This window comes from Marinobacterium sp. xm-g-59 (assembly GCF_013283315.1).
Classification (GTDB): Bacteria; Pseudomonadota; Gammaproteobacteria; order Pseudomonadales; family Balneatricaceae; genus Marinobacterium_E.
Genome location: NZ_WBYR01000001.1, coordinates 282,392 through 307,886 on the forward strand (window position 1 = coordinate 282,392; position 25,495 = coordinate 307,886).

Annotated in this window: 28 protein-coding genes; 22 read left to right on the forward strand and 6 right to left on the reverse strand. The window is 49.0% G+C overall.

The annotated features are described in order from the left end of the window. Positions 1-16: 16 nt before the first annotated feature. Positions 17-451: a universal stress protein gene (locus tag XMG59_RS01345; RefSeq protein WP_173480801.1), complete on the forward strand. Its 435-nt coding sequence runs from the start codon at positions 17-19 to the stop codon at positions 449-451. On the opposite strand, the gene XMG59_RS01350 is transcribed toward XMG59_RS01345, so the two are convergent. After that, a complete protein-coding gene (locus tag XMG59_RS01350) occupies positions 448-2,337 on the reverse strand; it encodes an ATP-binding cassette domain-containing protein (RefSeq protein WP_173498085.1) in 1,890 nt (629 codons plus the stop codon). The two genes, XMG59_RS01345 and XMG59_RS01350, sit on opposite strands and share 4 nt — an antisense overlap. Before the next feature lie 201 nt (positions 2,338-2,538). Between XMG59_RS01350 and XMG59_RS12250 the strand changes: the two genes are divergently transcribed. Beyond that, the gene (locus XMG59_RS12250) at positions 2,539-4,398 is read left to right on the forward strand and encodes a transglycosylase SLT domain-containing protein (RefSeq protein WP_173498086.1); all 1,860 of its coding nucleotides are present in this window, start codon (positions 2,539-2,541) and stop codon (positions 4,396-4,398) included. Here XMG59_RS12250 and XMG59_RS01360 read toward each other — a convergent pair. Next, positions 4,381-4,632 carry a glutaredoxin family protein gene (locus tag XMG59_RS01360; RefSeq protein WP_371743708.1) on the reverse strand — a complete coding sequence of 84 codons (252 nt, stop codon included), beginning with the start codon at positions 4,630-4,632 and terminating at the stop codon, positions 4,381-4,383. The genes XMG59_RS12250 and XMG59_RS01360 overlap by 18 nt on opposite strands. Before the next feature lie 142 nt (positions 4,633-4,774). Here XMG59_RS01360 and XMG59_RS01365 point away from each other — a divergent pair, with 142 nt between their 5' ends. From XMG59_RS01365 to XMG59_RS01380, 4 genes are all read left to right on the forward strand, one after another. Next, on the forward strand, positions 4,775-6,517 hold the full coding sequence (locus XMG59_RS01365; protein ID WP_173498087.1) for an alpha/beta hydrolase: 1,743 nt from the start codon (positions 4,775-4,777) through the stop codon (positions 6,515-6,517). A gap of 78 nt (positions 6,518-6,595) precedes the next feature. Beyond that, positions 6,596-6,973 carry a carboxymuconolactone decarboxylase family protein gene (locus XMG59_RS01370; protein WP_173480796.1) on the forward strand — a complete coding sequence of 126 codons (378 nt, stop codon included), beginning with the start codon at positions 6,596-6,598 and terminating at the stop codon, positions 6,971-6,973. Between the two features lie 23 nt (positions 6,974-6,996). Next, entirely contained in the window at positions 6,997-8,364 is a 1,368-nt protein-coding gene (locus XMG59_RS01375) for an MATE family efflux transporter (protein ID WP_173498088.1), read from the forward strand. Then, on the forward strand, positions 8,330-9,385 hold the full coding sequence (locus XMG59_RS01380) for a DUF3080 family protein (RefSeq protein WP_173498089.1): 1,056 nt from the start codon (positions 8,330-8,332) through the stop codon (positions 9,383-9,385). The genes XMG59_RS01375 and XMG59_RS01380 overlap by 35 nt, the downstream gene beginning before the upstream one ends. 1 nt (position 9,386) lies before the next feature. Here XMG59_RS01380 and trxC read toward each other — a convergent pair whose 3' ends face one another. From trxC to tusA, 3 genes are all read right to left on the reverse strand, one after another. Next, the gene (trxC, locus tag XMG59_RS01385) at positions 9,387-9,812 is read right to left on the reverse strand and encodes a thioredoxin TrxC (RefSeq protein WP_173482399.1); all 426 of its coding nucleotides are present in this window, start codon (positions 9,810-9,812) and stop codon (positions 9,387-9,389) included. A 100-nt stretch (positions 9,813-9,912) separates the two neighbouring features. Continuing rightward, complete coding sequence (locus tag XMG59_RS01390; RefSeq protein WP_173482398.1) at positions 9,913-10,473, reverse strand: ProQ/FINO family protein; 561 nt, start codon at positions 10,471-10,473, stop codon at positions 9,913-9,915. After that, a complete protein-coding gene (tusA, locus tag XMG59_RS01395; protein WP_173488938.1) occupies positions 10,470-10,709 on the reverse strand; it encodes a sulfurtransferase TusA in 240 nt (79 codons plus the stop codon). The genes XMG59_RS01390 and tusA overlap by 4 nt, the downstream gene beginning before the upstream one ends. 139 nt (positions 10,710-10,848) lie before the next feature. Here tusA and XMG59_RS01400 point away from each other — a divergent pair, with 139 nt between their 5' ends. Next, on the forward strand, positions 10,849-11,130 hold the full coding sequence (locus XMG59_RS01400) for an antibiotic biosynthesis monooxygenase (protein WP_173480790.1): 282 nt from the start codon (positions 10,849-10,851) through the stop codon (positions 11,128-11,130). Here the strand turns inward: XMG59_RS01400 and rlmM are convergent, their stop codons facing one another. Further along, entirely contained in the window at positions 11,131-12,195 is a 1,065-nt protein-coding gene (gene rlmM / locus XMG59_RS01405; RefSeq protein ID WP_173480789.1) for a 23S rRNA (cytidine(2498)-2'-O)-methyltransferase RlmM, read from the reverse strand. 392 nt (positions 12,196-12,587) lie between these two features. Between rlmM and ccoN the strand changes: the two genes are divergently transcribed. The 15 genes from ccoN (at position 12,588) to XMG59_RS01475 (ending at position 25,462) form a co-directional block, all read left to right on the forward strand. Then, positions 12,588-14,027 (forward strand): cytochrome-c oxidase, cbb3-type subunit I, encoded by a 1,440-nt coding sequence (ccoN, locus tag XMG59_RS01410; RefSeq protein WP_173480788.1) that lies wholly within the window; start codon positions 12,588-12,590, stop codon positions 14,025-14,027. 20 nt (positions 14,028-14,047) lie between these two features. Then, entirely contained in the window at positions 14,048-14,668 is a 621-nt protein-coding gene (gene ccoO / locus XMG59_RS01415; RefSeq protein WP_173480787.1) for a cytochrome-c oxidase, cbb3-type subunit II, read from the forward strand. 6 nt (positions 14,669-14,674) lie between these two features. Further along, on the forward strand, positions 14,675-14,854 hold the full coding sequence (locus XMG59_RS01420) for a cbb3-type cytochrome c oxidase subunit 3 (protein ID WP_173480786.1): 180 nt from the start codon (positions 14,675-14,677) through the stop codon (positions 14,852-14,854). Positions 14,855-14,865: 11 nt separating this feature from the next. Beyond that, positions 14,866-15,759 carry a cytochrome-c oxidase, cbb3-type subunit III gene (gene ccoP / locus XMG59_RS01425; RefSeq protein WP_173480785.1) on the forward strand — a complete coding sequence of 298 codons (894 nt, stop codon included), beginning with the start codon at positions 14,866-14,868 and terminating at the stop codon, positions 15,757-15,759. 108 nt (positions 15,760-15,867) lie between these two features. Next, entirely contained in the window at positions 15,868-17,289 is a 1,422-nt protein-coding gene (ccoG, locus tag XMG59_RS01430; RefSeq protein ID WP_173484472.1) for a cytochrome c oxidase accessory protein CcoG, read from the forward strand. 90 nt (positions 17,290-17,379) lie between these two features. Further along, the gene (locus XMG59_RS01435) at positions 17,380-17,889 is read left to right on the forward strand and encodes a FixH family protein (protein ID WP_173482395.1); all 510 of its coding nucleotides are present in this window, start codon (positions 17,380-17,382) and stop codon (positions 17,887-17,889) included. A 9-nt stretch (positions 17,890-17,898) separates the two neighbouring features. Then, positions 17,899-20,304 carry a heavy metal translocating P-type ATPase gene (locus XMG59_RS01440; protein WP_173498090.1) on the forward strand — a complete coding sequence of 802 codons (2,406 nt, stop codon included), beginning with the start codon at positions 17,899-17,901 and terminating at the stop codon, positions 20,302-20,304. A 6-nt stretch (positions 20,305-20,310) separates the two neighbouring features. Continuing rightward, positions 20,311-20,523: a cbb3-type cytochrome oxidase assembly protein CcoS gene (gene ccoS / locus XMG59_RS01445; RefSeq protein ID WP_173480781.1), complete on the forward strand. Its 213-nt coding sequence runs from the start codon at positions 20,311-20,313 to the stop codon at positions 20,521-20,523. A 2-nt stretch (positions 20,524-20,525) separates the two neighbouring features. Beyond that, positions 20,526-21,179: a sulfite exporter TauE/SafE family protein gene (locus tag XMG59_RS01450; protein ID WP_173480780.1), complete on the forward strand. Its 654-nt coding sequence runs from the start codon at positions 20,526-20,528 to the stop codon at positions 21,177-21,179. Between the two features lie 75 nt (positions 21,180-21,254). Continuing rightward, entirely contained in the window at positions 21,255-22,640 is a 1,386-nt protein-coding gene (hemN, locus tag XMG59_RS01455) for an oxygen-independent coproporphyrinogen III oxidase (RefSeq protein ID WP_173480779.1), read from the forward strand. A 121-nt stretch (positions 22,641-22,761) separates the two neighbouring features. Then, positions 22,762-22,890: a hypothetical protein gene (locus tag XMG59_RS12255; RefSeq protein WP_371743709.1), complete on the forward strand. Its 129-nt coding sequence runs from the start codon at positions 22,762-22,764 to the stop codon at positions 22,888-22,890. A 31-nt stretch (positions 22,891-22,921) separates the two neighbouring features. Beyond that, positions 22,922-23,521 (forward strand): fumarate/nitrate reduction transcriptional regulator Fnr, encoded by a 600-nt coding sequence (fnr, locus tag XMG59_RS01460; protein WP_371743718.1) that lies wholly within the window; start codon positions 22,922-22,924, stop codon positions 23,519-23,521. A gap of 13 nt (positions 23,522-23,534) precedes the next feature. Next, on the forward strand, positions 23,535-24,077 hold the full coding sequence (locus XMG59_RS01465; RefSeq protein WP_173480777.1) for an adenine phosphoribosyltransferase: 543 nt from the start codon (positions 23,535-23,537) through the stop codon (positions 24,075-24,077). 76 nt (positions 24,078-24,153) lie between these two features. Continuing rightward, complete coding sequence (locus XMG59_RS01470) at positions 24,154-25,032, forward strand: alpha/beta hydrolase (RefSeq protein WP_173498091.1); 879 nt, start codon at positions 24,154-24,156, stop codon at positions 25,030-25,032. 25 nt (positions 25,033-25,057) lie between these two features. Continuing rightward, positions 25,058-25,462 carry a thioredoxin fold domain-containing protein gene (locus XMG59_RS01475; protein ID WP_173482391.1) on the forward strand — a complete coding sequence of 135 codons (405 nt, stop codon included), beginning with the start codon at positions 25,058-25,060 and terminating at the stop codon, positions 25,460-25,462. Positions 25,463-25,495: the final 33 nt, after the last annotated feature.

Here is a 25,495-nt window from a genome sequence, read left to right on the forward strand (position 1 = left end):
AACAGGGAGAATCACCATGAGTCACTACAATCGTATTCTTGTTGCCATCGACCTTTCTGAAGAGTCTGGTGTTGTGCTTGAAAGAGCCAAACTGCTAGCCGAACAGAATCAAGCTGAGCTCAATCTGATTCATGTGGTCGAGATTGTCAGCTACGCCTATGGCGGTGAGATCCCTGTCGACATTGCCGACATCCAAACTCAAATTGAGAACCACGCCGAGTCTAAACTGAGCGCCCTTGCCACCAGCCTTGGCTACCCTGTTAATAAAGCGATTGTCGCAACGGGCAACACTGGTTCAGAGATTCATGCCGTCGCGAAAGATCTTAAAACTGATCTCATCGTGATTGGCTCTCACGGTCGCCATGGTCTATCGCTGTTACTTGGGTCCACCTCCAATGGCGTTCTGCACGGCGCAGAGTGCGATATTCTGGCCGTACGATTGGGGCATTAACCCTCAGCCATCGCCTCTAACTCCATCCAGCGCTCCATCTGCGTCTCCAGCTGGGCTTCTAGAGTGCTTAACTTTTCAAGTTCAGCGGTGACCTCTTCATGAGGTCGCTGATAAAAGTCTGCTGAACCACAAACGGCCTGCTGCGCTTCAACGGCCGCTTCAGTCTGCTCCATCTGTTCTGGAAGCATGTCCAACTCTCGCTGCAGTTTATAGGAGAGTTTAACGGGCTTTTTAGCCTCTGCAGCCTCCTTTTTACCCGGTTTAGCTGGCTCAGATTTTGGTACAACACTCTGAGTCACTACATTTTTAGGTCGCTGACGTAACCAATCGTGGTAACCGCCCACATATTCACGAATGACACCCTCACCCTCAAACGCAAGCGTGCTGGTGACGATGTTATCGAGGAATTGACGATCATGGCTCACCAACAAAAGCGTCCCTTGATAGTCGAGCAGAATCTCTTCGAGCAGCTCCAGTGTCTCGACATCCAAGTCATTGGTCGGCTCATCGAGCACCAACAGGTTCGAGGGCTGACTGAACAACTTAGCTAACATCACGCGGTTAGTCTCGCCGCCGGACAGGGCTTTAACCGGTGTGCGCGCACGCTCTGGTGTGAACAGGAAATCTTGAAGATAACTGATGATATGACGTGATCGACCGTTAATATCGATACTTTCACGACCGCCTGAGACGTTATCGATGATGCTCTTCTCGGGGTCCACTTGGCCACGCAGCTGATCGAAATAACCCACCACCAGTTGGCTACCAAGGCGCACATCCCCCTGATCCGGAGCCTGCTCCCCTAAAATCAACTTAAGCAGCGAACTCTTACCAATACCGTTCGGACCAATCAGACCGATGCGATCGCCTCGCTGAATACGCACTGACAGATCCTTAACGACTGGCTGTCCCGCATAACTCAGCGAGACATTCTGCAGCTCGGCCACCAACTTACCCGAGCGAACCGCCTCTTCCACATCGAACTTGGCTTTACCCTGACGTTCACGGCGTTCGGATCGCTCAACACGCAGCTGCTTCAGAGCACGAACACGTCCCTCGTTACGGGTACGACGAGCTTTGATACCTTGACGTATCCACGCCTCTTCCTGCGCCAATTTTTTATCAAACAGAGCAGCCTGCTTGGCCTCCTCCTCGAGCAATTTCTCTTTTTGCGTAAGGTAGGTTGCATAACTGCCTGGAAAGTCGACCAACTGACCTCGGTCTAACTCAATAATACGGGTTGCTAAACGCTCGACTAGAGCACGGTCGTGCGAGATAAATAGAAGCCCGCCTTTGTAAGCGGCTAATACCTCTTCTAACCACTCGATGGTCTCAATATCCAAGTGGTTGGTTGGCTCATCCAGCAGCAACAGATCAGGGCTTTGAACCAGTGCAGCCCCTAAGGCAGCTCGACGGCGCCAGCCACCTGAGAGTTCAGACATCAGCTTTTCGCCAGGTAGCTGAAGTTGACTAAGAATGCGATCCACACGCGTCTCAAGTGACCAAGCATCACGGGCTTCCAGATCATGCTGAAGACGCTCCAACTCATCGAGCGAAGCATTACTGTTAGCCAGTAATGTCTCGTAGCGATCTCGCAACTCAACCAGATCAGCCAAACCTGCTTCTACAACACTGCGAACCGATCGTTCATCGGCCGCGGGTAGGCTCTGTGGTAACTGAGCAATTCGAGCGGTTGGGCTGCGCCAAATGACACCGCTATCAACGTCCATTTCACCCGAAACGATTTTTAGTAGGGTTGATTTACCCGTACCGTTAATACCGACCAGCGCTACTCGCTCACCCGCCTCAATTTGCAGGTTTGCGTTGTCTAAAATTGCTCGGGTACCAAAGGCCAGAGAGACCTGATCAAATCGAATAAATGCCATGTGAGTCGCTTAATTGTAAAACTGGTCGCGTAGTTTAACTCAGTTGCTAAAAATTAACCTGACAAGGGGTGAAATTTTTGCAGATTTAAACCATAGTTAGTGCAGAGACTTATTTGAGTGCGAGCTTTGTTAACAACGAATAAATTGAACAAATACTTAGCCCCCATTCTCTTTAGCACTTTTGCCATCAGCATAGAATCCGTGGCCAAAGGTAAAGAGAGTGCAGAGCAACTCGCATTTCTAAAAGCCGAGAGACTCGCCAAACTGGGTCGCTTAGATCTTGATGACCCCGCCGCTAAACAGCTCGAGTCTTACCCTCTCTACCCCTACCTAGTCTTCAATCAGTACAGTGCCGAACTGAATCGACTCAAGCCAGAGGATATTCAAAAGTTTGCCAACCGGTACCCTGATTCACACTTAGAGGGGCTATTGCGTTTCAACTACACAGAGCATCTAGGGGAAAAGAGAGATTGGGGGGCATTCCTCAGCCACTACACTGAGATCGACTCCCCTAATACTGAGATGCAGTGCCGCTATGCCGAAGCTCTCTATCGACAAAAGCGCACAACTGAAGCCTCAAAACTTGCGGCATCACTCTGGAGTGTGGGCCGCTCTCAGCCAGACAGTTGTGATGATCTATTCAGACTGTTTAGAGCCAATGGTGATCTGACCAGCGATGTCGCACTCAAACGGGTTCTCAATGCGTTGGATGCCAACAAATGGGGACTGTCGGGTTATGCGCTGCGCTTTGTTAAGTCAGAGTCTGATCGTCGCATTGCTGATGCGGCTCGATCGGTCTATCGATCACCCTTTAAAGTCCTTCGAATGGGCAGCGGTTACTCAGCTAAGCAGCTCGCCAAAATTCAACGCATTGCGATTGAACGTGCGTATCGTCACGACCCATATGAAGCGTTAAATCTGTTGCTAAAACTGGGCAAAGGATTTGATCTGAGTCTGGCGGATAATTTACAAGAGCTCACGCGTGTTGGTGTAAGGGTCGCTAAGGAGCTTGATGCACATGATCGAATCAAACTCGCCAAGCTTGATCCAACCTTTGCCAGTGCTGAACTCACTGAATGGCGCATACGCTTAGCCCTGCTTGAACAGGACTGGCAGGAGGTCGCCACCCTGATTGCCAAGCTCCCTAAAGAGCTGCAAGACTCCCCTCGTTGGCAATATTGGCTAGCCGCACTCCCCAATAATCCAATGCGAACAGAGATATTAGATACACTTCGTACCAAACGCAGTTTTTACGGATTTCTAGCAGCTGATCATCTTGGGCAACCCGCTGATTTGAATCATGAACCGATCACGCTTGATCCAACCCTGCTAGCTAAATTAAGAGACTCCAAACACTATCTGCGCATTAAAGAGCTGACAGCGCTTGATCGCTATACAGTTTCACGATCTGAGTTTAATCGTTGGATAGAGACGATGTCTTCGAATGAGATCCAACACGCCGCGCACTTGATGAATGAGCTAGGTTGGTACCAACAGGGAATTCTAGCCGCCGCTTACCATGAGTTTTGGAATGATATGGACCTTCGCTTCCCAGAGGGGTTTGAGAGTCTCTTTATCAAACATGCCAATAAGCGAAATATAGACCCTATCTGGGCACAGGCTCTTGCTAGACAGGAGAGCGCCCTATTCCCCTGGGCTCGATCCAGTGTTGGTGCTAGAGGGCTCATGCAGCTGATGCCCAGAACAGCTAAGCGAACTGCCAAATCTATCAAGGTGAAGTATAAAAGTAGTAACCGCCTCTACGATCCTGATTTCAATGTACAGCTAGGTACAGCTTACCTAGCGCAGATGTATCGTCAATTTGATAAAAATCGAATCTATGCAACGGCGGCCTATAATGCGGGGCCTCACCGTGTCAGCCGTTGGCTGAAGGGCCGTGAGAATTTGCCGTTGGAGATATTCATAGAGCTCATCCCCTTTGATGAGACCCGTACCTATGTGCAGAATGTTCTCAGCTTTTCTGTCATCTACGCACAGCGTAAGGGCCAAACACGACAGATGCTAACACCGACCGAACAGGCCCTACTGGCCCTCAACTGATCTGATAAACTGTGCCAACTGCTCAGCATCAAACGGCCAATCCAGTGACTGCTTAGATTGAGGATCGACCAAGACCGGTATCCGGGTGGCATATTGATTCATCAACTCGTCATCAAAGGCTATATCGACCAGATCCACTTCATACTTTGACGGATCAATACCAGAGACAAACAGAGGGAGTGCTTGATCACACAGATGGCAACCCTCTGTCGTCATTAATTCCAACAATTTCACGATTTAAAAATCCCTTAACATTAAAGCCATAGAGTAAGACTAACCTCTAACTTGTTCCCTACGAATCTTGGGGTTATTCTACGATAATATTTTGCGGTGCAACATTGACTGCATTAAACGTCATTCACACTGGAGTTTTACCATGGCGACTAAAGGTAACGGACCTACTGATCCTCAAGAGTTCATCAACTACGTAAGTCAAGAGACAAGCAAGATGCTTGAAAACTTCTCTGGCAACGGTGCTGAGGATATGTTCTCTCAATTCACCAAGTCATGGACTGAACTTGCGACGCGTTCACTGCAAGATCCAACACTGTGGATGCGAGCAATCGCCGACTACCAGACTGCGCAGTTTAACCTATGGCGCAACTTGTTAACCGGTAATACTACTGAAGCACCGGTTGCTGAGCCAGAGCGTGGCGATCGTCGTTTCCAGGCTGAAGAGTGGTCAACTAATCCTATTTACGACTACATCAAGCAGTCTTACCTACTGAGCTCTAAGATGCTGACTCAGATGGCTGAGAGCGCGAACCTATCGGATCAAGATCAGAACAAATTGGAGTTCTACACTCGCCAGTTCATCGATGCGATGTCGCCAACTAACTTTGCAGCAACCAACCCTGAAGTCCTGCAACAGGCACTTGATACTAAGGGTCAGTCACTGCTCGATGGTATGAAAAACCTGCTAGCCGACTTTGAGAAAGGTCGCATCTCAATGACTGACGAGAGCGCGTTTACGCTGGGCGAGAACCTTGCGACAACCGAAGGCTCTGTCATCTTCCAGAACGAAGTCATTCAGGTTATTCACTACAAACCAGAGGGTGAACAGGTTTACACTCGCCCGACTTTGATCATTCCACCGAGCATCAACAAGTTCTACATCCTTGATCTTCAGCCACACAACTCATTCGTTAAGTACTGTGTTGAACAGGGCCAAAATACGTTCCTAGTCTCTTGGCGCAACCCAACCTCCGAACAGTCAAACCTCAGCTGGGATGATCTTGTATCAGAGGGTATCTTCGAAGCCGTTCGTGTGACCAAAGAGGTCTCTGGCAGCGATAAGATCAACACGGTGAGCTGGTGTGTCGGTGGCACATTAACAGCAACTGCACTAGCAGTAATGGCGAAGCGTAAAGACACCAGTATCGCAAGCGCGACCTTCTTAACTACGCTGACTGACTTCTCTGATCCAGGTGATCTCTGCGTCTTCATTGATGACTACCAAGTCAAACAGCTGGAGCAGAAAGTGAGCCAAGCAGGCTTCCTAAACGGACGCGAACTGGCGACGTCGTTCAACATGCTGCGCTCGAACGATCTCATCTGGTCTTACGTTGTTAACAACTACCTAAAAGGCCAGACACCACCGCCGTTTGATATCCTCTACTGGAACTCGGACAGCACCAATCTGCCAGCGGCCATGTACACCTACTACATCAATAAGATGTACCTAGAGAACAAACTGGTTGAGCCGAATGCACTGGAGATCTGTGGTGAAAAGATCGATCTTGGCGAGATCAAGATCCCTTGTTACTTCCTATCGACCATTGAAGACCACATTGCACCTTGGAAAGCGACCTTCAAAGCGACAGAGACCTTTGGTTCAGAGATCGAGTTCGTCCTTGGCGCAAGCGGTCACGTTGCCGGCGTAATCAACCCAGCTTCTAAAAACCGTCGCAACTACTGGGTTAAAGGTGAGCAGGGCCAAGGCGCTGACCACTGGTTTGAAACCTCTGAAAAAGTTGAAGGTTCTTGGTGGCCAAACTGGGCTGAGTGGGTTCGTCGTCGTGCTGGTAAAAAAGTGGATGCACCGAAAACTCTGGGTAGCAAAGAGAACAAACCGCTTGAAGCCGCACCTGGTAGCTATGTAAAAGTTCGTATCGATTAATCTTCCAAATCGATGTAAAAAACCGGACACTGTGTGCCCGGTTTTTTTATGTGTGACTGAAACGATCAGGAGATCAACATGGATAACTTTTTTGATAAGGGTTTAGAGATGCGTCGCAGCACACTGGGTGCTGAATACGTTGATAAAAACCTAGCCGCTGCTGATGACTTTAACCGCCCCTTTCAGGAGGCGATGACCGCTTGGTGCTGGGGATTTGGTTGGGGCGATGATGCCATTGATCCCAAAACACGTTCGTTAATGAATCTGGCGATGCTTGGCGCCATGGGCAAAAGTCACGAATGGGCAACCCACTGCAAGGGCGCATTGAATAATGGTTGCAGTGTTGACGAGATTCGAGCAGCTATTCATGCCGTCGGCATCTATGCCGGTGTGCCTGCAGCCGTTGAGTGCTTTCGTATTGCACGGACAGTGCTTGAGGAGGCAGGAGAGCTTTAAGCGCCCCTGATACAAGAAATAGCATGTCATTTTTTCCGCCCAACTCCAGAGTAGAGATCAAGCAGCTACTACACCTTGCCTGGCCCATGCTGCTGGCTCAGTCCTCGCAAACAGCGATGAGTCTATCCGATACTCTGATGGCCTCTTGGGCGGGCGCTGAAGAGCTGGCAGCTATCGCTCTGGGCTCCAGTATATGGACGCCACTCTCGCTATCCTTAGCAGGCGCTATGATGGCATTGACTCCGATCGTGGCACATCATGTTGGTGGAAAACGTGAACAGGAGACCGCCTCAGAATTGTTTAACAATCTTCTGATCACACTTGCGATCGGCGTGCTCAGCTGGCTTTTCATCAATGGCGCCTCTGACTGGATTCTTACCCTACTGTCTGTAGAACCGGCTCTGAAATCCACAGCCAATGACTATCTGTTTGCGATCAGCTGGGGCATACCAGGCATGCTGCTCTATCAATCGATCAGGGCGTTCGCTGAGGGACATGGGCAGACAAAAATTGTCATGAAAATAGGCATCAGCGCTGTACTGCTCAATCTACCTCTTAACTATATTTTCATCTTCGGCAAACTGGGAATGCCTGAAATGGGCGGTGTAGGCTGTGGATGGGCGACAACAATTGTATTCTGGTACATGTTCATAGCCGGTGCTGCTTATCTGATCTACAGCCGCTATTTCAAACCGTTGAACCTCTTCAAACAGACGCTCAAACCGAACAGAGAGAAGATCAAACATCAGCTCTCTATTGGCATACCGATTGCCGCGAGCCTTGGCGTTGAGACCACCATGTTCTGCCTGATTGCGCTCTTTTTGGCCGATTACGGTGCAACGGTAATCTCTGCTCACCAGATTACACTCTCGATATCGAGCCTGATCTTTATGATGCCGCTCTCGCTCTGTTTAGCCGTCACCATCAGGGTGGGCCAACTGAATGGCGCTAAACGCTTTGCTGACGCCCAGCAAGTAGGTTTCCTAGGACTGCGCATCGCCCTTTTGATCGCCTGCTTCAGCTCAACGATTTTGTTTATACTGTCCGACGGAATCGCTGCACTCTTCTCTAAAGATGTTGAGTTAATCGCCATCGCCTCAACCCTGATTGGCTACGCCGCACTCTACCAGTTCTCCGATGCGCTACAGCTGACCGCGAATGGCGCACTGCGCGGATACAAGGATACTCGAATCCCACTGCTGATCGCGTTTATCGCTTACTGGGTGGTTGGGCTACCCAGTGGGTATGTCATTGCCGAACATTTAGAGATGGGGGCTATCGGTTACTGGTTAGGCATACTCATCGGCTTAAGCTTTGCCGCCGTATTACTGATAAAACGACTCTATAAGCTATCCAATGAAGCACTGGTTAACCCTCCTACTTTCAACTAGTTTTATCGCGGGCTGTATCGATACCGATCCAGCCCAGTCACTGATTGAGACCTATGCCGAGCGTACCAGTCGAGCCATAGATATCGATTTTGATCTTCAACTGAACAAAACCTCTAAGCTCTACCCCATTCTTCCCGATCGAAGAGAGCGAACTGAAACCCTGAGACCCATTACCGAAGGCCTGATCGATGTTCTCGATCTTAAGCAGTGCGGGCTGATCGATCTAATCGCACAGAGAAACACCAGCCTTGGCAAATTGGCCGGTGGCTCACAACGACTGATTTACGAACTGGGGTTCATCCCAAAATTACGCAGCTGTCAGAAGCTGCTCACAGGTGACAGTAGTCAAACTGATGTGTTAGCGCGTGTTCAAGAGATCAATCAGATCAAGAGCGATAACTGGCCAAAGCAGATATGGAACAGCCTATACAGCAGCCCAGAGATGGAACAACACTTCTCACTGGGGGCTGCACCACTGTTACCCGATGCAGACTACTCAACCTCAGAGTTAATGCTGACAATGCAGCGCTTTGCTGAGATCGCTGAAACCCAAAACAATACAGACTGGCAAACACCCTCTTTTGCCAATGAGCTAGAGCGTGACTACGAAACGCTCTATCGATCCAATTTCGGATCAGAGTGGCTCGCCAGCATGGCACTGTTAACTCAGGTTTTAGAGCAGACCTCAGAAGCGATTAACCAAAGACTCAATGACAGACCGATCTGCTTTAATCAGAGGCAAAACCAGAAGTCAGAGATACTCTGGAACGTCTTTATGAAGTTTTACGTCAACAGTTTGCAACCCTACATCGCTCAGGTTGAACGTACAGGCCGCCAATGGAGTAACCTTCATCAAGCCATCATCGCGTCACTCAACCTCCCTCAAAGCCGATGGCTAGACACCTATACCCATCCCGAAGGAGAGGTCTGGTCTAGGTATCTAAAAGCTCGAGAGAACCACACCCAATCTTGGCAGAATATTTTGGATCAGTGTGGACTTCGTCCGGGTAATCAGAACTGAATTAACCCACCCACTGCTGCAGCTGGCTGATGTTCATTGCGCCCGACTGACGCTTAACCTCTTTACCGCCCTCAAAACGGACAACGGTTGGAAGGCTTCTGATGTTATAGCGAGCGGCCAGCTGTTGATTGGCTTCGGTATCAACTTTAACGAAGCGCATCTCAGGCTCAGTGCGTTTTGCCACTTCGGCAAAGGCGGGTGCCATCATTCGACAGGGTCCACACCAACCTGCCCAGAAATCAACAATAACCGGAATATCCGTATTGCGAATAAACTTAGCGAAATTCTCTTCGCTCAGGGCGATCGGTTGCTGAGTAAAGATCGCTTTTCGGCATTTACCGCAGGCAGGCCCTTTATCGAGCTTATCTTTGGGCACTCGATTGGTTGCTAAACAGTGGGGGCAGCTGAGATTAACTGATTGACTCATAACATCTCCTATATCATTAACTACTAATATATAGGCAGAAATTCAGAGTTCAAGGGGAGAACAAGACAGAGCAGCGAGAACCGTTGCCCTGCCTAAGCGATTAGAACTTCTTAACTAGGGCTTCTAGTTTAGAGGTAAGACGCTCCTCTTTTTGAGCAACGCGTTGTTGTTTACGAGCCTCTTGGTGGCGCTCTTTACGGCGCTGCTTGTACTCGTCTAGCTTAGCTTTAGCGTGCTTTTCATCTTCAGCAGTCACTTCAGCCACTTCAGCACCGGTCAAATCAACACGCTGAGCGCCAACAACCATTGACTGAAGGTAACGTGGGTTACGAACATAAGTCGCTAGCGCACGCTTAATCTTACCGCGACTGACCTTTTCATCCGCCACTAAGTCCTCTTGAATACCAATTTTCAGAGGCTTGGGTTCTTCAAGGTTGAATGTATTGGGGTAAGCGGCAATCAGCAGTTCGACTGCGGCTTGGTTAGCTTCACGGTTTTTATTGCGAGGCTTAGCTGTGTTCTGTTCTGTCACTGTTTTATTCTCTTGAAGTTGACGAGGTTCAGTTCGATCAACTTGTTGTTCAACTCTGATTAAAATTTCTTCTGCCTCTTGCAGAAGACGCTCTGTATCAGAGGCTATCTGTTGAATGATTTTACTCATCCACCTTTCCGTATTCGATAGATGAAAAGATCATCGTTCACTTCATGACTGACCAACTCGTGCCCTAAGAAGTTACAAAACTTAGGGATATCACGCTCTGTAGAGGGGTCCGTGGCAATCACCTCAAAGAGATCACCCACTTGAAGTTGAGCAATTTTACCATGCAACATCATCACTGGCTCTGGGCAGTAGAGACCGCGCGCATCCAGCTGTTCTATGGGTTCTTCAATGCTCATGGCACTATCCTTTCAATCAAGTCGCGCATTGTCGCAAATAGTTTTTAAAAACACCAACGAGTTTAAGGCCATTTAACCTTTACCTATATTAAGCCGAACGTTATTCTCAAGATATAACAAGTAGTTAGAGGACAAATCGATGATCAAGGTTTTTATAAACCGCAAGGTTCCTGCCGAACTAGAGCCACAATACACGGCCATTGCCAAAGAGACTCTGCAAGCGTCTATGCGTTCACCAGGTTTTATCAAAGGCGAGGTCATGCATGACATCAATGATCCAGAGCACCGTTTAGTCATTGCCACCTACAGCACACTGGCTGACTGGGAGCGTTGGTATCAATCTCAGGAACGTCTTGAGCTGATGAACAAACTGCGTCCCATGCTAGAGCGTGACGAGCTGATCAAAATCTACGAGCACTGATTAGACGTCTAACTCCAGGTAGCAAGTGATCTCTTCACGGTCGTGGTAGAGATGCTTGCTGACGAGACGGTAGGGTTTTTCATGCTCCTGAAGAATCATCTCCAACTGCTCTATTCGATCTGATACTTCAATGTAGCGCTTTTTCATTGGCAACTTTAAGTTGAAGATCAAACGATCAGCCCAGCCATTAATGGCCCACTTTGCCATCAACTCAATGACACGTGTCGGTTTATCAACGACATCACACACCATCAGATCCACTGGCTTGGCAGGCGCAAAGGTAAAGGCATCCTCGCGTTGGTGATCAACCTGACCGGTCTCCATTAGATCACCCTTCATGGGCCCATTATCAACCGCTGTGACAAACATGCCGCGTTTAACCAGCTGATAGGTCCAGCCACCGGGGGCCGCCCCCAAATCGACTGCTTTCATACCGCGCTGCAACCGCTCATCCCAGGCTTTTTGTGGGATAAAGTAGTGCCACGCCTCTTCAAGTTTTAATGTAGAGCGGCTCGGTGCATCGGCTGGGAATTTAAGTCGCTTAATCCCCTGCTCCCATTTGGAACTGTTATTGATCGGACTGACACCGACCCAAATCTGATTATTTTCGAGCAGGAAGATATGTAGCCGATATTCAGCCTTTGATTTTCTTGGAAGTAAAAGATCCTGCTGTCGTAAAAAGCCTGCTGCAGCACTACCGAGTTTTTTAGCCAAACCATTAAGGTTGCGGCCATCAGTAGTATCCGCACTCTCAACCAACAACTCAGAGGCTTTGGGCAGCTTAGCAACCGCTTCACTTATGGGTGTTAGGCGATCTTTTGACGAAACGCCCTGCAGCATTGGCTCACAGGCGATCCATTGGCGCGCAAAGATGAGATCGCGAAAGCGCAGCTTACTCATCAACTGCAGCGCGTTGTGAGGAGGGTTGATCACAAACTCTATATAACCCGCCAAATCATCAAACTTCGGATAACCGTAAACTCCAGCCTCCGCCGCTTTTACTGATATTTCACTGGCGGCCTCACTCTCAAAGCCACTGCGACAATAGATAATAATGTGATTCAAAGGAACCTCTCCCTAAAACAGAGGCGACAGTTTAACGAGTTAGCCGTCGTAATAGCAAAAATCAGTCACTTTTATGAAAATTGATACATATCAAAAAAGCGTTATTTTTGATGAATCAAAAAATTGACTAAAATCGAACAAATAATAAACAGATATATAGTTTGAACCAATCGTAATAAATGATTAAGTCATTTAATATCAGTAACTTACACCATTAACAAATCGTATCCGCCTTTTTAAAATTCACGACAACCGACTTATTAGATAATACTAATGGATAGCTACAACGCCCTATTTAGGGGCGTTTTGCATTGAAAAATCTTGCCCCATAACTGATAATTCGCAACGGTTTCAAAAACTATCAATTCACTTAGCTTTGATGAGAGCATGAAATGAGCACTGCAACAGCAAACACGACCTACAACTACAAAGTTGTACGCCAGTTCGCCATCATGACTGTAGTCTGGGGCATAGTTGGTATGACGATGGGTGTACTCATCGCCGCACAACTAGTCTGGCCGGCACTTAACTTCGACACTGCATGGTTCTCTTTCGGACGTCTTCGTCCGTTGCATACCAACGCAGTTATCTTCGCCTTTGGCGGATGTGCACTATTTGCAACGTCTTACTACGTTGTACAGCGCACCTGTCAGACGCGTCTAATCTCTGACGGTTTAGCATCGTTCACTTTCTGGGGTTGGCAAGCAGTCATCGTCGCAGCAGCAATCACGCTGCCGATGGGTCTGACAACCACTAAAGAGTACGCTGAACTTGAATGGCCTATCGATATCTTGATCGCGGTTGTATGGATCTCATACGCAATCGTGTTCCTAGGTACCGTTAAGAACCGTAAAACGTCGCACATCTACGTGGGCAACTGGTTCTACATGGCATTTATTATCACTGTTGCAGTGCTTCACATCGTTAACAGCATCTCTATGCCTGTTACACTTTGGAAGTCTTACTCAGTCTACCCTGGCGTTGTCGACGCGATGGTTCAGTGGTGGTACGGACACAACGCTGTAGGCTTCTTCCTAACGGCAGGCTTCCTAGGCATGATGTACTACTTCGTACCTAAGCAAGCAGAGCGTCCAATCTACTCATACCGTCTATCGATCGTTCACTTCTGGGCACTGATCGCGACGTACATGTGGGCTGGTGGTCACCACCTACACTACTCTGCGCTTCCAGACTGGACTCAGTCAGTCGGCATGGTCATGTCTTTGATCCTTCTTGCACCTTCTTGGGGCGGTATGATCAACGGTATGATGACGCTATCTGGCGCTTGGCATAAGCTTCGCACAGACCCAGTTCTTCGCTTCCTTGTTGTCTCTCTATCCTTCTACGGTATGTCAACATTCGAAGGCCCAATGATGGCAATCAAGACAGTCAACGCACTGTCACACAACACTGACTGGACTATCGGCCACGTACACGCTGGTGCTCTAGGTTGGGTTGCAATGATCTCTATCGGCGCGGTTTACCACATGATTCCTAAGCTGTTTGGTAAGGCTCAGATGTACAGCGTCGGCCTAATCAACACTCACTTCTGGTTGGCAACAATCGGTACAGTTCTTTACATCTGTGCAATGTGGGTTAACGGTATCCTACAGGGTCTAATGTGGCGCGCAGTTAACGAAGACGGCACGCTTACTTACAGCTTCGTAGAAGCCCTAGAAGCGAGCCACCCAGGTTACTTTGTACGTTTCCTAGGCGGTGTCTTCTTCGTAACCGGTATGCTTCTAATGGCTTACAACGTATGGCAGACCGTACGTGCAGGCAGCACAGTAGCTAAAGCTGAAAACCCAGATCCATCAGCAGCTACTGCGTAATTAGTACCGGAGACATTAAGATGATTAAACACGATACTATTGAAAAGAACGTCGGCCTCCTTGCCCTACTGATCATCATCGTGATCAGTGGTGGTGGTTTGGCTGAGATCGTACCTCTGTTCTTCCAGAGCTCTACGACTAAGCCAATCGAAGGTCTTCGCACCTACTCAGCTCTAGAGCTTGAAGGTCGCGATATCTACATCCGTGAAGGCTGTCACGTATGTCACACTCAGATGATCCGTCCTTTCCGTGCGGAGACTGAGCGTTACGGTCACTTCTCTACTGCTAACGAGCACGTTTACGAGCACCCATTCCTTTGGGGTTCTAAGCGTACAGGTCCAGACCTAGCTCGTGTCGGCGGTCGTTACTCAGATGACTGGCAGCGTGCTCACCTATACAACCCACGTGACGTTGTACCTGAATCAAAAATGCCATCTTACCCTTGGTTGTTCGAACAGAAGCTAACGGGTAAAGACACAGCTGCGAAGATGGAAGCTCTTCGTAAGTTAGGCGTTCCATTTGACGATGCAACAATCGCTTCAGCGCGTGAAAACGTAGAAGGCAAATATGAGATCGATGCTCTAGTTGCTTACCTACAAGCGCTAGGCAAGATGCATACTGTGTACAACAACAAGCGGTAATTAATAGTGAGCTACGACGTCTACGGTCCATACATCCCAGTAGTAATGCTGGTAACGTTTCTGGCCCTGTTCATCTGGGTACTGAATCCGAAAAACCGCAAACGGTTTGACGATGCAGCCAACCTCCCCTTCCAGGATGAGGAGATTGATGAACGCACCAGAAAAACTGACAAAGACGTCGAGTAAGGAGTAGAAAGATGAGTGCTTTTTGGAGCGCATGGATCACAGTCATCACTCTAGCCGTTATTATCGGCTGTACTTGGCTGCTTCTAGCAACGCGCAAAAGTGAAACACACAAAGAAACAACTGAAGCGACTACGGGCCACGAATTCGATGGCATCGAAGAGCTTGATAACCCACTACCACGCTGGTGGTTCCAACTATTCATTGGTACGGTTATCTTCTCTCTTGGTTACCTAGCGCTTTACCCAGGTCTTGGTAACTTCAAAGGCCTTCTTGGTTGGACGTCGGCTAACCAGTGGGAAGAGGAAGTGGCACACGCAGAAGAGGTCTACAAACCTGTTTTCGCTAAATACGCTTCGCTATCAATTGAAGAGCTAAACCAACCAGGTAACGAAGCAGGCCTTAAAATGGGTCAGCGTATGTTTGCCAACAACTGTTCTGTTTGTCACGGTACTGGCGGTCAGGGTGCTTACGGCTTCCCTAACCTAACCGACAAAGATTGGTTGTACGGTGGCGAGCCACAAACCATTATGATGTCTATCGTCAATGGTCGTCGTGGTGCGATGCCTGCTTGGGGTGCGGTACTGGGTGAAGATGGTGTTCAAGACGTGACTAACTACGTGCTTAGCATCAGCGGCAACGAACACGACGCAGCAGCAGCTGAACGTGGTCAAGCACAATACAACACTCTGTGTGCGGCATGTCACATGCCAACAGGTAAAGGTATGGCGGCACTGGGTGCACCAAACCTAACTGATGACACTTGGCTATACGGCGGCAAGTTTGAGCAGATCGCTCACACTATCCGTGCTGGCCGTGCAGGCGTAATGCCAGCGCACAAAGATCTTCTTTCAGAAGATAAGATCAAACTGATCTCTGCATACGTCTACAGCTTGTCTAACAACTAATAGACCCCCTGCAGAAGAAAAGGCGACCTGATATATATCAAGTCGCCTTTTTTTTATTCCATTTATAATAGACAATCAAATCAAGTCATATAAGCACAGGCGAGTTGCATGTCTAATATCCCAGTTAAAGATGTCACCCCAAAAAAAGGCTCTGGCGCTGCTGAAACCTACGATCTATACGCTAAACGTGAAGAGATCTACGTCAAGTACACGACCGGCCTATTCAAGAATCTACGAAACATCTCAAGTGCGATCATGTTGCTGATGTTCTACGGTTTCTCTTGGATCCAATACGATGGCAAACAGGCCGTACTATTTGATCTACCAAACCGCCAGTTCCATGTCTTTAACTTCACGTTTTGGCCACAAGATTTCATGCTGCTTTCGTGGCTGCTGATCATTCTCGCCTTTACCCTCTTCTTTGTAACAGTGTTTGCCGGTCGCCTCTGGTGTGGCTATGCCTGCCCACAGTTTGTCTGGACTTGGTTGTTCATACGCATCGAACAGCTGACCGAGGGTGATCGCAACGCTCGCATGAAGCTGGATAAAGCGCCTTGGAGTGCAAATAAGCTTCTGCGCAAACTGGCTAAGCACCTTATCTGGCTTGCTATAGGTGCCGTATCAGCCGTTGCGTTTGTTGGCTACTTCTCGCCGGTACGCGAATTGGTTCCAAACATCCTAAGTTTCAATCTTGGACCCTGGGAGCTTTGGTGGTTGGCCTTCTTTACGGTAGGCACCTACGGTGCGGCTGGCTGGTTGCGCGAACAGGTCTGTATCTACATGTGCCCATACGCTCGTTTCCAGAGCGTTATGTTTGACCAAGATACCTTGATCATCTCTTACGATGAGAAACGCGGGGAGAACCGTGGTGCTCGTAAGCGCCATATCGATCACAAGGCTGAAGGCTTAGGTGACTGTATCGACTGTGGTCACTGTGTGCACGTCTGCCCTGTCGGTATCGATATCCGTGATGGTCTTCAATATGAGTGTGTCGCTTGTGGTGCCTGTGTCGATGCCTGTGACAACATCATGGAGAAGATGGGCTATGAGAAAGGTCTGGTTCGCTACACCACCGAGCATGAGCTTAACGGTAAAAAAACCCATATCTTCCGCCCTCGCTTGATCGGTTACTTCGTCGCGATCTGTGCCATGTTCATCGCCTTCAGTTATGTACTCTTTACACGAGTGCCGCTTGAGGTGGACGTTATTCGTGAACGCGGTCAGCTCTACAGCACCACCAATGAGGGTTTAATTCGTAACACCTACACACTAAAACTGGCAAACAAATCACAACGTGATTACCAGTACGAGATCCGTGTTGAAGGGTTAGAGGATGCCATCATCAAAGGTGATACCGTAGTAAACGTAGCCGTTGGTGAACTACTCGATCACAACCTGTCGATCATTCTGGATCCTCGCGCTATGGAGCGAGCAAACTATGAGATCGATTTTATCGTAACAGCGACTGATGGCTCAGGCGTTGAAGCTGAATCAGAAAGTCGTTTTATAGGTCCTGCGCCGAAGCGTTAAGACAGTGTCACAGAGAATCTGTGATATACTCGCGCGCGGATATTCTTAGGGGTATCCGCGCTTTATTTTAGTCACTATTTTGAGGTTTACATGACTGAACAGACTCACGACATTGGCCCTTGGTACAAGCAGAAATGGCTATGGTTTGTATTGGCGCCGTTGATCGCTGTGGTTATCTATGGAACAACCTTCCTCTATCTTGCTATTACGACTATGGATGGCGTGGTTAAAGACGATTACTACAAAGAGGCACGTGGTACTAATGTCGACACCAGCCGTTCAGATGAAGCGGATCGCTTAGGCATTCACGGTGAAGTATTGCTGGACACACTGACCGGTGACATTCGCTTGGATCTTAAATCGAACAGTTTTTTGGGTGATCAACTCTCTGTTGATCTGGTTCACCCTACCCACCAGAAGTATGATCAAAGCCTTACGGTTCGTTCAGTGGGTGGTACAGGTGTCTACGTTGGCAACTTACAGAGCACACTTACCGGCAAACGCTACCTGATCATTACCAACACTGAGGGTAACTGGCGTCTACGTCGCGAAATATTGCCCCCTTACGATCAAAATACCTTCAAGGTGGGTAAGTTCTAACAGACCAAAATGAGTAATCCAAAAGACTCTTGTTTTCACTGTGCCACCCCTATTCCTAAGGGGGTGAAGGTTGAGCTTTCAATTGATGGAAAGCAAGAGTCATTTTGTTGCCCCGCCTGCCGCGCGGTCACCCAAACAATACTGGGATCAGGTCTAGAGAAGTACTACCAGCACCGCGGCAATCAACAGCAAGAACGCCCCACTGAAATAGAGTCCGAAGATCAACTCGCACTCTATGATAATGAATCCATTCAAGCACCCTTCGTCAGAACCATAGACTCCGATCGCAAAGAGGCCCTCTTTGTCATTGAAGGGATCCACTGTGCTGCCTGTGTTTGGCTTTTAGAGAAGCATCTGACCGAACAGGTTGGTGTCACTAGCTTTACCGTTAACCTAACCAACCACCGCGCTCGACTCGTTTGGAACCCGTCAGAGAAACCCTTAAGTGAACTGATGGCCGCCATCATTTCGATCGGTTACACACCTCACCCGTTTACGCCCAACCAAGAAGAGAAGCTCTACGAACAGGAGCAAAAAAAGGCGATGCGCCGACTCGGTGTGGCCGGTGTCGGCATGATGCAGGTGATGATGATGTCATCGGCACTCTACCTAGGTGACGCCTTCTTCATGGAGGAGCACATCCAGAACTTTATTCGCTGGACCAGCTTCATTGTTGCCACCCCTGTTGTATTTTATGCCGCGCGCCCCTTCTTCAACGCGGCCCGACGGGATCTTCGGACCCGACACCTCAGTATGGATGTGCCGGTATCTATCGCTATTGGTGGCGCTTATATAGCCAGCGTATGGGCTACGATCACACAGAGCGGCGAGGTCTACTACGACTCGGTCTCGATGTTCACCTTCTTCCTGTTGATTGGCCGCTTCTTCGAGATGAAAGCGCGCCACAGAACCGGTATGGCCGGCAATGAGTTGGCCAATATTCTTCCAGCCAGCGCTACGCGATTGACCGAGACAGGCGAACAGCTTGTCCCGGTATCGGAACTCAACCCAGGCGATCGCGTACTGGTTAAGCCCGGTCACTCCATACCAGCTGATGGCATACTCTTTACGCAACACACCAGCATTGATGAGTCGGCCCTCACCGGTGAGCCTCTGCCCGTCAGCAAAGCGCTTGGCGACCCTTTAGTAGGCGGTACCATCAATATGGAGCAAGCGATTGAGATGGAGATCACCAGCAGTGCTGAACAGTCTCGCATGTCCTCCATTTTGAATCTATTGGATCGTGCTCAGGCTGATAAACCCAAGGCGGCTCAGATTGCCGACAAGGTTGCGAGCTATTTTGTCGCTGGCGTTCTTCTAACGGCTGTCGTTGTCAGTCTTATCTGGTGGCAGATATCCCCTTCAGACGCTTTCTGGGTGACACTCTCCGTCCTAGTAGTCACCTGCCCTTGCGCACTCTCCTTGGCTACACCGACGGCTTTAACAGCAGCCATAGGTTCTCTGCGTAAAATGGGACTGCTGGTTACTCGCGGGCATGTATTAGAGAGTTTGGCACAGTGCACGGCCGTCTACTTTGATAAAACCGGCACACTGACCACCGGCAAACTGACGTTGCGTGAGACCACCCCTCTCTGTGAGCAGTCCGTTGATGAGCTCAATCAACTAGCGGCAGCAATTGAGAGCCGCTCAGAGCACCCCATCGCGTCCGCTTTTGCTCCCTACTTTGAATACTCTGTTGAAGAGGCCACTAACCATGTGGGTAGAGGCGTAGAGGGAACGATTAACGGAAACACCTATCGTATTGGTAAACCCGGGTTTGTATCCGAACTCTTTGGAAACCAACCTCCCACTCACCCAGAAGGGACAGGGATTTTTCTTCTGATGGGTAATAGCTCCGGCCCTCTCGCCTGGTTTTCGATTGACGATCAACTTCGACCTGAGGCTATTGAAGCGGTTAAGCAGATCCAAGCATTGGGATTACCTGTTGGCATGCTAACCGGTGATCGCGAAGCGAATGCACAACGCATCGCCTCTGAGTTAGGGATCGATCATGTTGAAGCGCACTTGTCGCCAGAAGATAAGCTAGCTCGTGTAAAGGCGATGCAAAACAACGGTGAACGCATCCTGATGATTGGCGATGGTATCAACGACATTCCCGTTCTGTCCGGTGCGCAGACCTCTATTGCGATGAACGGCGCGACAGACCTTGCCAAAACATCCTCTGATGCTGTGTTGGTCAGCTCTGATCTAAGACGCATCCCTGGCTCCCTTAACATGGCTCGTAAAACACGAAACATCATTCGTCAAAATATTGGCTGGGCTTTGTTATACAACCTAATCGCGCTACCCTTAGCAGCAAGTGGTTTTATTGCCCCCTGGATGGCGGCTATTGGCATGTCCCTTAGCTCGCTGATTGTTGTCGGCAATGCCCTTCGTCTAACCAAACAGCTGTAGGTTTTTATGGAAATCGTCTATTTACTTATCCCTGTCGCGATCATCTTGGTAGCCTTTGCGACCTGGGCTTTCTTCTACAGCGTTAATTCTGGTCAATTTGATGACCTAGAGTCCCCTGCTCATCGCATTCTATACGACGATGATGAAGATATGATTCCTGAAGACGCGCGCGTCAAAAAAGAGCCTGAAGCTCCATCCTCTGAAACACCAAAAGATTGAGCATGCTGCCCGCCTCTCTTAGCTTCACCTCGGCATTCATCATTGGCCTTCTTGGCACAACACACTGCCTAGCCATGTGTGGTGGACTTGCCTCGAGTCTCAGTATAGGTGGAACAGGTCGAGCCAACTCCCTATTAGGTCTGTTTAGCTACAATCTTGGACGTATCGCTAGCTACTGTGCAGCGGGTGCCATTCTTGGTCTGTTAGGTGCAACCCTACAACAGACAGAGATAGCCTTTGCGCTACGCTGGATTGCAGGCCTTCTACTGATCAGCATGGGCCTCTACATCGCACAGTGGTGGTTTGGCCTAACGAAACTGGAACAGGCTGGCTCGCTATTGTGGAAACAGATAGCGCCTCTTCTTAAACCCTTTATGCCTGCCGACACCCCGTTTAAAGCCTTAGTACTGGGCATTGGCTGGGGCTGGCTACCTTGCGGTCTGGTCTACAGCACCTTAATCTGGTCATCGGCCGCCGGTAGCGTTGCAGAGAGCACTCTACTCATGCTGGGCTTTGGCTTGGGCACTTTGCCAGCCATGCTCGCCACTGGGCTACTGGCTAAACAACTACGCGAGCTGGTCGCCCACACATTGGTGCGCAAACTCTCGGGGCTACTGTTGATACTGATGGGCATTTGGACACTGCTAAGCGCGTAGCGGTTGACCCGTATCAACACATAACTCCCTATTATTGCTTAATATTCTGACATCTGAAGATTAAGGAATATTACTGTGCTGCAACAGACCAACATCCAGTGGGATACCGACCTGATTCGCCGTTATGATTTAGCAGGTCCTCGCTACACCTCTTACCCAACCGCACTGCAATTTACTGACACCCCAGACAGTGTCAAAACGCTCTCTAAAGCGATCAGTGAGCGCGACAGTCGTAAGCCTTTATCACTCTATATTCACATCCCCTTCTGTGCGCACGTCTGCTACTACTGCGGATGCAACAAGGTGGTCACAAAAGATCGCTCCCGTGCAGAACCCTACCTTCAGACGCTGTTAAAAGAGATTAAACTGCGTAGCACTGAACTGGGCAGTGACGTTCAAGTGGATCAGCTTCACTGGGGCGGCGGCACACCCACCTTCATTGATGATGAGCAGACCGCTCGTTTAATGCAGGCGCTAAAAGAGGCCTTTAAACTGCGTGATGACGATCAAGGTGACTACGCCATTGAGATCGATCCTCGTGAAATGACTAAAGACCGCTTAAAGCTGCTGCGTGAATTGGGTTTCAACCGCATCAGCATAGGGGTTCAGGATGTTAACGAAGCGGTTCAAATCAAGGTAAACCGCGTGCAATCCCTAGAGATGACAACGGACCTGCTTAAAGAGGCGCGTGAACTGGGCTTTCGCTCAATCAACGTTGATCTAATCTATGGCTTGCCGCTGCAAACTGAAGAGAGCTTTGCCGAGACCTTGGACCGAATTCTAGAGCTACGACCCGATCGTCTCTCGGTATTTAACTATGCTCACCTACCCGAGCGCTTTAAACCACAGCGTCGTATCAATGCCGATGAGTTACCCGACGCGCTCACTAAACTTGCGATTCACCATCAAAGTATTGAGAAGCTGACGGCAGCGGGCTACCGCAACATTGGTATGGATCACTTTGCTCTGCCAGACGACACACTGACACAACACCAAGATGATGGAACGCTGCACCGTAACTTCCAGGGCTATACCACTCACTCACAGTGTGACTTGATTGGTTTGGGCGTCTCATCGATTAGTCAGATTGGCGATTACTACCTACAGAACAGCCCTAACATTGAGCGCTACACGCAAGATATTGAATCTCAGGGCTCAGCATTAACCAAAGAGTACTGCCTCAATGAGGATGACAAAATTCGCAGAGCGGTGATTACCCGCCTGATCTGTGACTTCCAACTCGATTTTGCCGATCAATCCAAAGCGCTCAATATCGACTTTAAAGAGTATTTTGCTAACGAATTAAAACTGCTTGAGCCGATGGCACAGGATGGCCTGATTCATTTAAGAGAGGATGGAATGGATGTCACCGCCGCTGGGCGTTTGTTGATTCGTCGAATCTGCATGACCTTTGATGCCTATATCGATCACTCAGAACAGCGATTTTCTAAAATCATCTAATCCGATTTTGCACAGTAAATTTCACTAAAAGTGGACCGTTAAAAAGTCCACTTTTTTATCTAAATTGACTTGGGTCAATAAAGCGCTTTTGGATATACTGTCAGGCAACTAAGGAGCCCTTATGTCTGACACCAAAAACATCAAACTCGCCAGCATCGGCCAGGTAAGCTGTAACACCTGCAGCTTGAGTACACTCTGCTTGCCTGTCTCTCTAAACGACGAAGAGGCTTCGCCTCGACGATATCGTTGATAAGAGCAAACCACTTCACAAGGGCGACTTCCTGTTTAGACAGGGTGAAGAGTTCACGTCACTGTTCGCCATTCGTGCGGGGTCGTTAAAAACTTACTCTGTAAACCCTGAGGGAGAAGAGCAGATCAACGGTTTCTACTTCCCAGGTGAACTGGTTGGCCTAGCCGGATTCGATTCAGGCAGCTACCCAATGTCGGCTAAGATGCTTGAGACGACCACTGTCTGTGAGATCCCTTTCTCACGCTTGGACGATCTGGCAGGTCAAATGCCAGAGCTGCGTCGTTCTGTGATGCGCTCTATGAGCCACGAGATCAGCGATGACCAACAGATGATGATGCTGCTCTCTAAAAAGACGGCTGAACAACGTATCGCAACCTTTATTTTCAAGCTGTCGCAACGTTATGCCCTGCGTGGCTACTCTGCACAATCCTTCCGACTTTCGATGTCACGTAACGAAATAGGCAACTACCTTGGCCTAGCGGTCGAGACGGTCAGTCGAATCTTTACACGCTTCTCTTCACAAGAGCTGATTCGTGTTGAAGGTAAAGAGCTGGAAATTCTTGATCAAGCAGCGCTGCTGGATGCGGCTGGTGAAGCACCCAGCCCAGAGTGCAATCAACACCACGGTTAAATAAGGATCTTTAATGTCTTACGACGAGCACTATGTAAAATCGGTTGTCCGCTCTATTCCAGATTGGCCAGAGCCTGGCATTCTGTTCCGTGATATTACGCCGATTTTTCAAGATCCACGTGCCTCTCGCATGGTCGCAAACGCCTTTATTGATCGTTACATGCAGATGGATATTACCCACATAGCCTGTATCGATGCTCGAGGTTTTCTATTTGGTGCGATTATTGCGCACCAGCTGAACAAGCCTCTGATTTTGGTTCGTAAAAAAGGCAAGTTGCCCGGTGAAACGATTCACCAAGACTATACGCTAGAGTACGGCACAGCCTCCGTGGAGATTCAGAAGGATGCCGTTACCGCTGGCGACAAAGTGGTATTGATCGATGACCTTATTGCCACTGGGGGCACAGCACTGGCGGCCTGCACACTGATCAACGGTCTAGGGGCTAGCGTTGTTGAGGTAGCAGCGCTGATTGACCTGCCAGACCTTAACGGATCACAAAAAATCCAAGACACCGGCGTCCCCGTATACTGCTTACTGGCCTACGACGGTCTCTAATAGAAACCGAGGTTTAGCCACCTCGGTTTTTTTATACCTAGAAACGATAAAAATTTTAAGTTTAATGGAGTTTTAAATGCTTCGACTATCGACCACCCTACTCGCTGCATCACTTATGGCAGCAACTGCACAGGCTGAACAGGTTCAGATTCCTTTTGAGGGTTTAACACTCAACGGCAATCTTGAACTGGCTGCTGATAAATCCTTAGCAGACGGTGTCCTAATGCTGACGCACGGCACCCTGGCTCACAACGAGATGGAGATCATCAGCTACGTGCAGGAACAGATGGTCGATTACGGCATCTCTACTCTAGCCATCAACCTGAGTTACGGCCTAGATAACCGCGAATCAGCGATGTACGACTGTACCCTTCCGGCTCAACACACCATGCAGCAAGCACTGGCTGAAATGGATGCATGGCAAACCTGGCTAGATGGACAAGGCGCAGGCGATCGTTGGGTAATGGGTCACTCGCGTGGCGGCAACCAGACGGCTCAGTTTGCTGCAGCTAACCAAGATAAGATCAAAGGCCAAGTTCTATTAGCACCTGCAACTTGGGACTACACTAAGACCATAGAGGGTTATGGCAAACGCTATGAAACGCCTATCGAGCCGATTCTAGAAAAAGCTAAGGGAATGGATCCTAAGGCGATGATCGATGGCATCAGCATCATCTACTGTGAGAACAGCGGTGCGTCAGCTGAAGCGGTCCTAAGCTACTACGGTAACTACCCTGAGTACGACACACCCACCGTGTTAAAAGAGACTAACATCCCTACTCTGGTCATCGCAGGCAGCTTGGATACCGTGGTTGCAGATCTTCCTGAAAAGATGGAAAGTATCGACAAAGAGAACATTGAACTAGTAGTCGTTGAGGATGCAGATCACTTCTTCTTAGATCTGTTTGCCGACGAGGCGGTGGAATATGCGGTCGATTTTATCGAAAACCTGTAGTGCACTTCTTCTCAGCTTGGGCCTTATGATAAGCGCCCAAGCCGAGGTAACACTTAAGACAGCCACAGATCTTCAGTCGCTTGGTAAAGCGAACCCAAATGAAGTGATTGTTCTGTTGGTCTCTCAGGATGGTTGTGCCTTCTGTGTTACCGTCAAAGAGGACTTCCTAAAACCTCTTTTACAAACGAACGATGCACCCCCTATTCAGGTACTGGATCTGAGCAACCCTACTCCCGTCATCAACTTTGATGGCTCAACGGGCTCGGCAGAACAGGTCGCTAAGAGCTTGGGTGGACGCTTCACCCCGACCATTCTATTTGTCGATGCAAAGGGCGAGACTCGCGCTAAAAAGATCGTCGGTGTGAACACGCCAGAGTTCTACGGTTACTACATCGATGAAGCGATTAAATCGGCTCGTAACAGCTTTTAACCACAGAAACTAACCGCAAGCAGAGGGCTCTCT

Excerpts from the sequence above, each read along its gene's own strand:
- trxC (WP_173482399.1), bottom strand. The coding sequence starts at position 9,812 with ATGAGTCAATCAGTTAATCTCAGCTGCCCCCACTGTTTAGCAACCAAT.
- XMG59_RS01365 (WP_173498087.1), top strand. The coding sequence starts at position 4,775 with ATGGCGACTAAAGGTAACGGACCTACTGATCCTCAAGAGTTCATCAAC.
- XMG59_RS01390 (WP_173482398.1), bottom strand. The coding sequence starts at position 10,473 with ATGAGTAAAATCATTCAACAGATAGCCTCTGATACAGAGCGTCTTCTG.
- ccoO (WP_173480787.1), top strand. The coding sequence starts at position 14,048 with ATGATTAAACACGATACTATTGAAAAGAACGTCGGCCTCCTTGCCCTA.
- XMG59_RS01380 (WP_173498089.1), top strand. The coding sequence starts at position 8,330 with ATGAAGCACTGGTTAACCCTCCTACTTTCAACTAGTTTTATCGCGGGC.
- XMG59_RS01440 (WP_173498090.1), top strand. The coding sequence starts at position 17,899 with ATGAGTAATCCAAAAGACTCTTGTTTTCACTGTGCCACCCCTATTCCT.
- ccoS (WP_173480781.1), top strand. The coding sequence starts at position 20,311 with ATGGAAATCGTCTATTTACTTATCCCTGTCGCGATCATCTTGGTAGCC.
- XMG59_RS01475 (WP_173482391.1), top strand. The coding sequence starts at position 25,058 with ATGATAAGCGCCCAAGCCGAGGTAACACTTAAGACAGCCACAGATCTT.
- XMG59_RS01450 (WP_173480780.1), top strand. The coding sequence starts at position 20,526 with ATGCTGCCCGCCTCTCTTAGCTTCACCTCGGCATTCATCATTGGCCTT.
- XMG59_RS01370 (WP_173480796.1), top strand. The coding sequence starts at position 6,596 with ATGGATAACTTTTTTGATAAGGGTTTAGAGATGCGTCGCAGCACACTG.
- XMG59_RS01345 (WP_173480801.1), top strand. The coding sequence starts at position 17 with ATGAGTCACTACAATCGTATTCTTGTTGCCATCGACCTTTCTGAAGAG.
- XMG59_RS01470 (WP_173498091.1), top strand. The coding sequence starts at position 24,154 with ATGCTTCGACTATCGACCACCCTACTCGCTGCATCACTTATGGCAGCA.
- XMG59_RS01400 (WP_173480790.1), top strand. The coding sequence starts at position 10,849 with ATGATCAAGGTTTTTATAAACCGCAAGGTTCCTGCCGAACTAGAGCCA.
- XMG59_RS01465 (WP_173480777.1), top strand. The coding sequence starts at position 23,535 with ATGTCTTACGACGAGCACTATGTAAAATCGGTTGTCCGCTCTATTCCA.
- ccoG (WP_173484472.1), top strand. The coding sequence starts at position 15,868 with ATGTCTAATATCCCAGTTAAAGATGTCACCCCAAAAAAAGGCTCTGGC.
- XMG59_RS01435 (WP_173482395.1), top strand. The coding sequence starts at position 17,380 with ATGACTGAACAGACTCACGACATTGGCCCTTGGTACAAGCAGAAATGG.
- ccoP (WP_173480785.1), top strand. The coding sequence starts at position 14,866 with ATGAGTGCTTTTTGGAGCGCATGGATCACAGTCATCACTCTAGCCGTT.
- XMG59_RS01375 (WP_173498088.1), top strand. The coding sequence starts at position 6,997 with ATGTCATTTTTTCCGCCCAACTCCAGAGTAGAGATCAAGCAGCTACTA.
- tusA (WP_173488938.1), bottom strand. The coding sequence starts at position 10,709 with ATGAGCATTGAAGAACCCATAGAACAGCTGGATGCGCGCGGTCTCTAC.
- XMG59_RS01350 (WP_173498085.1), bottom strand. The coding sequence starts at position 2,337 with ATGGCATTTATTCGATTTGATCAGGTCTCTCTGGCCTTTGGTACCCGA.
- ccoN (WP_173480788.1), top strand. The coding sequence starts at position 12,588 with ATGAGCACTGCAACAGCAAACACGACCTACAACTACAAAGTTGTACGC.
- XMG59_RS12255 (WP_371743709.1), top strand. The coding sequence starts at position 22,762 with ATGTCTGACACCAAAAACATCAAACTCGCCAGCATCGGCCAGGTAAGC.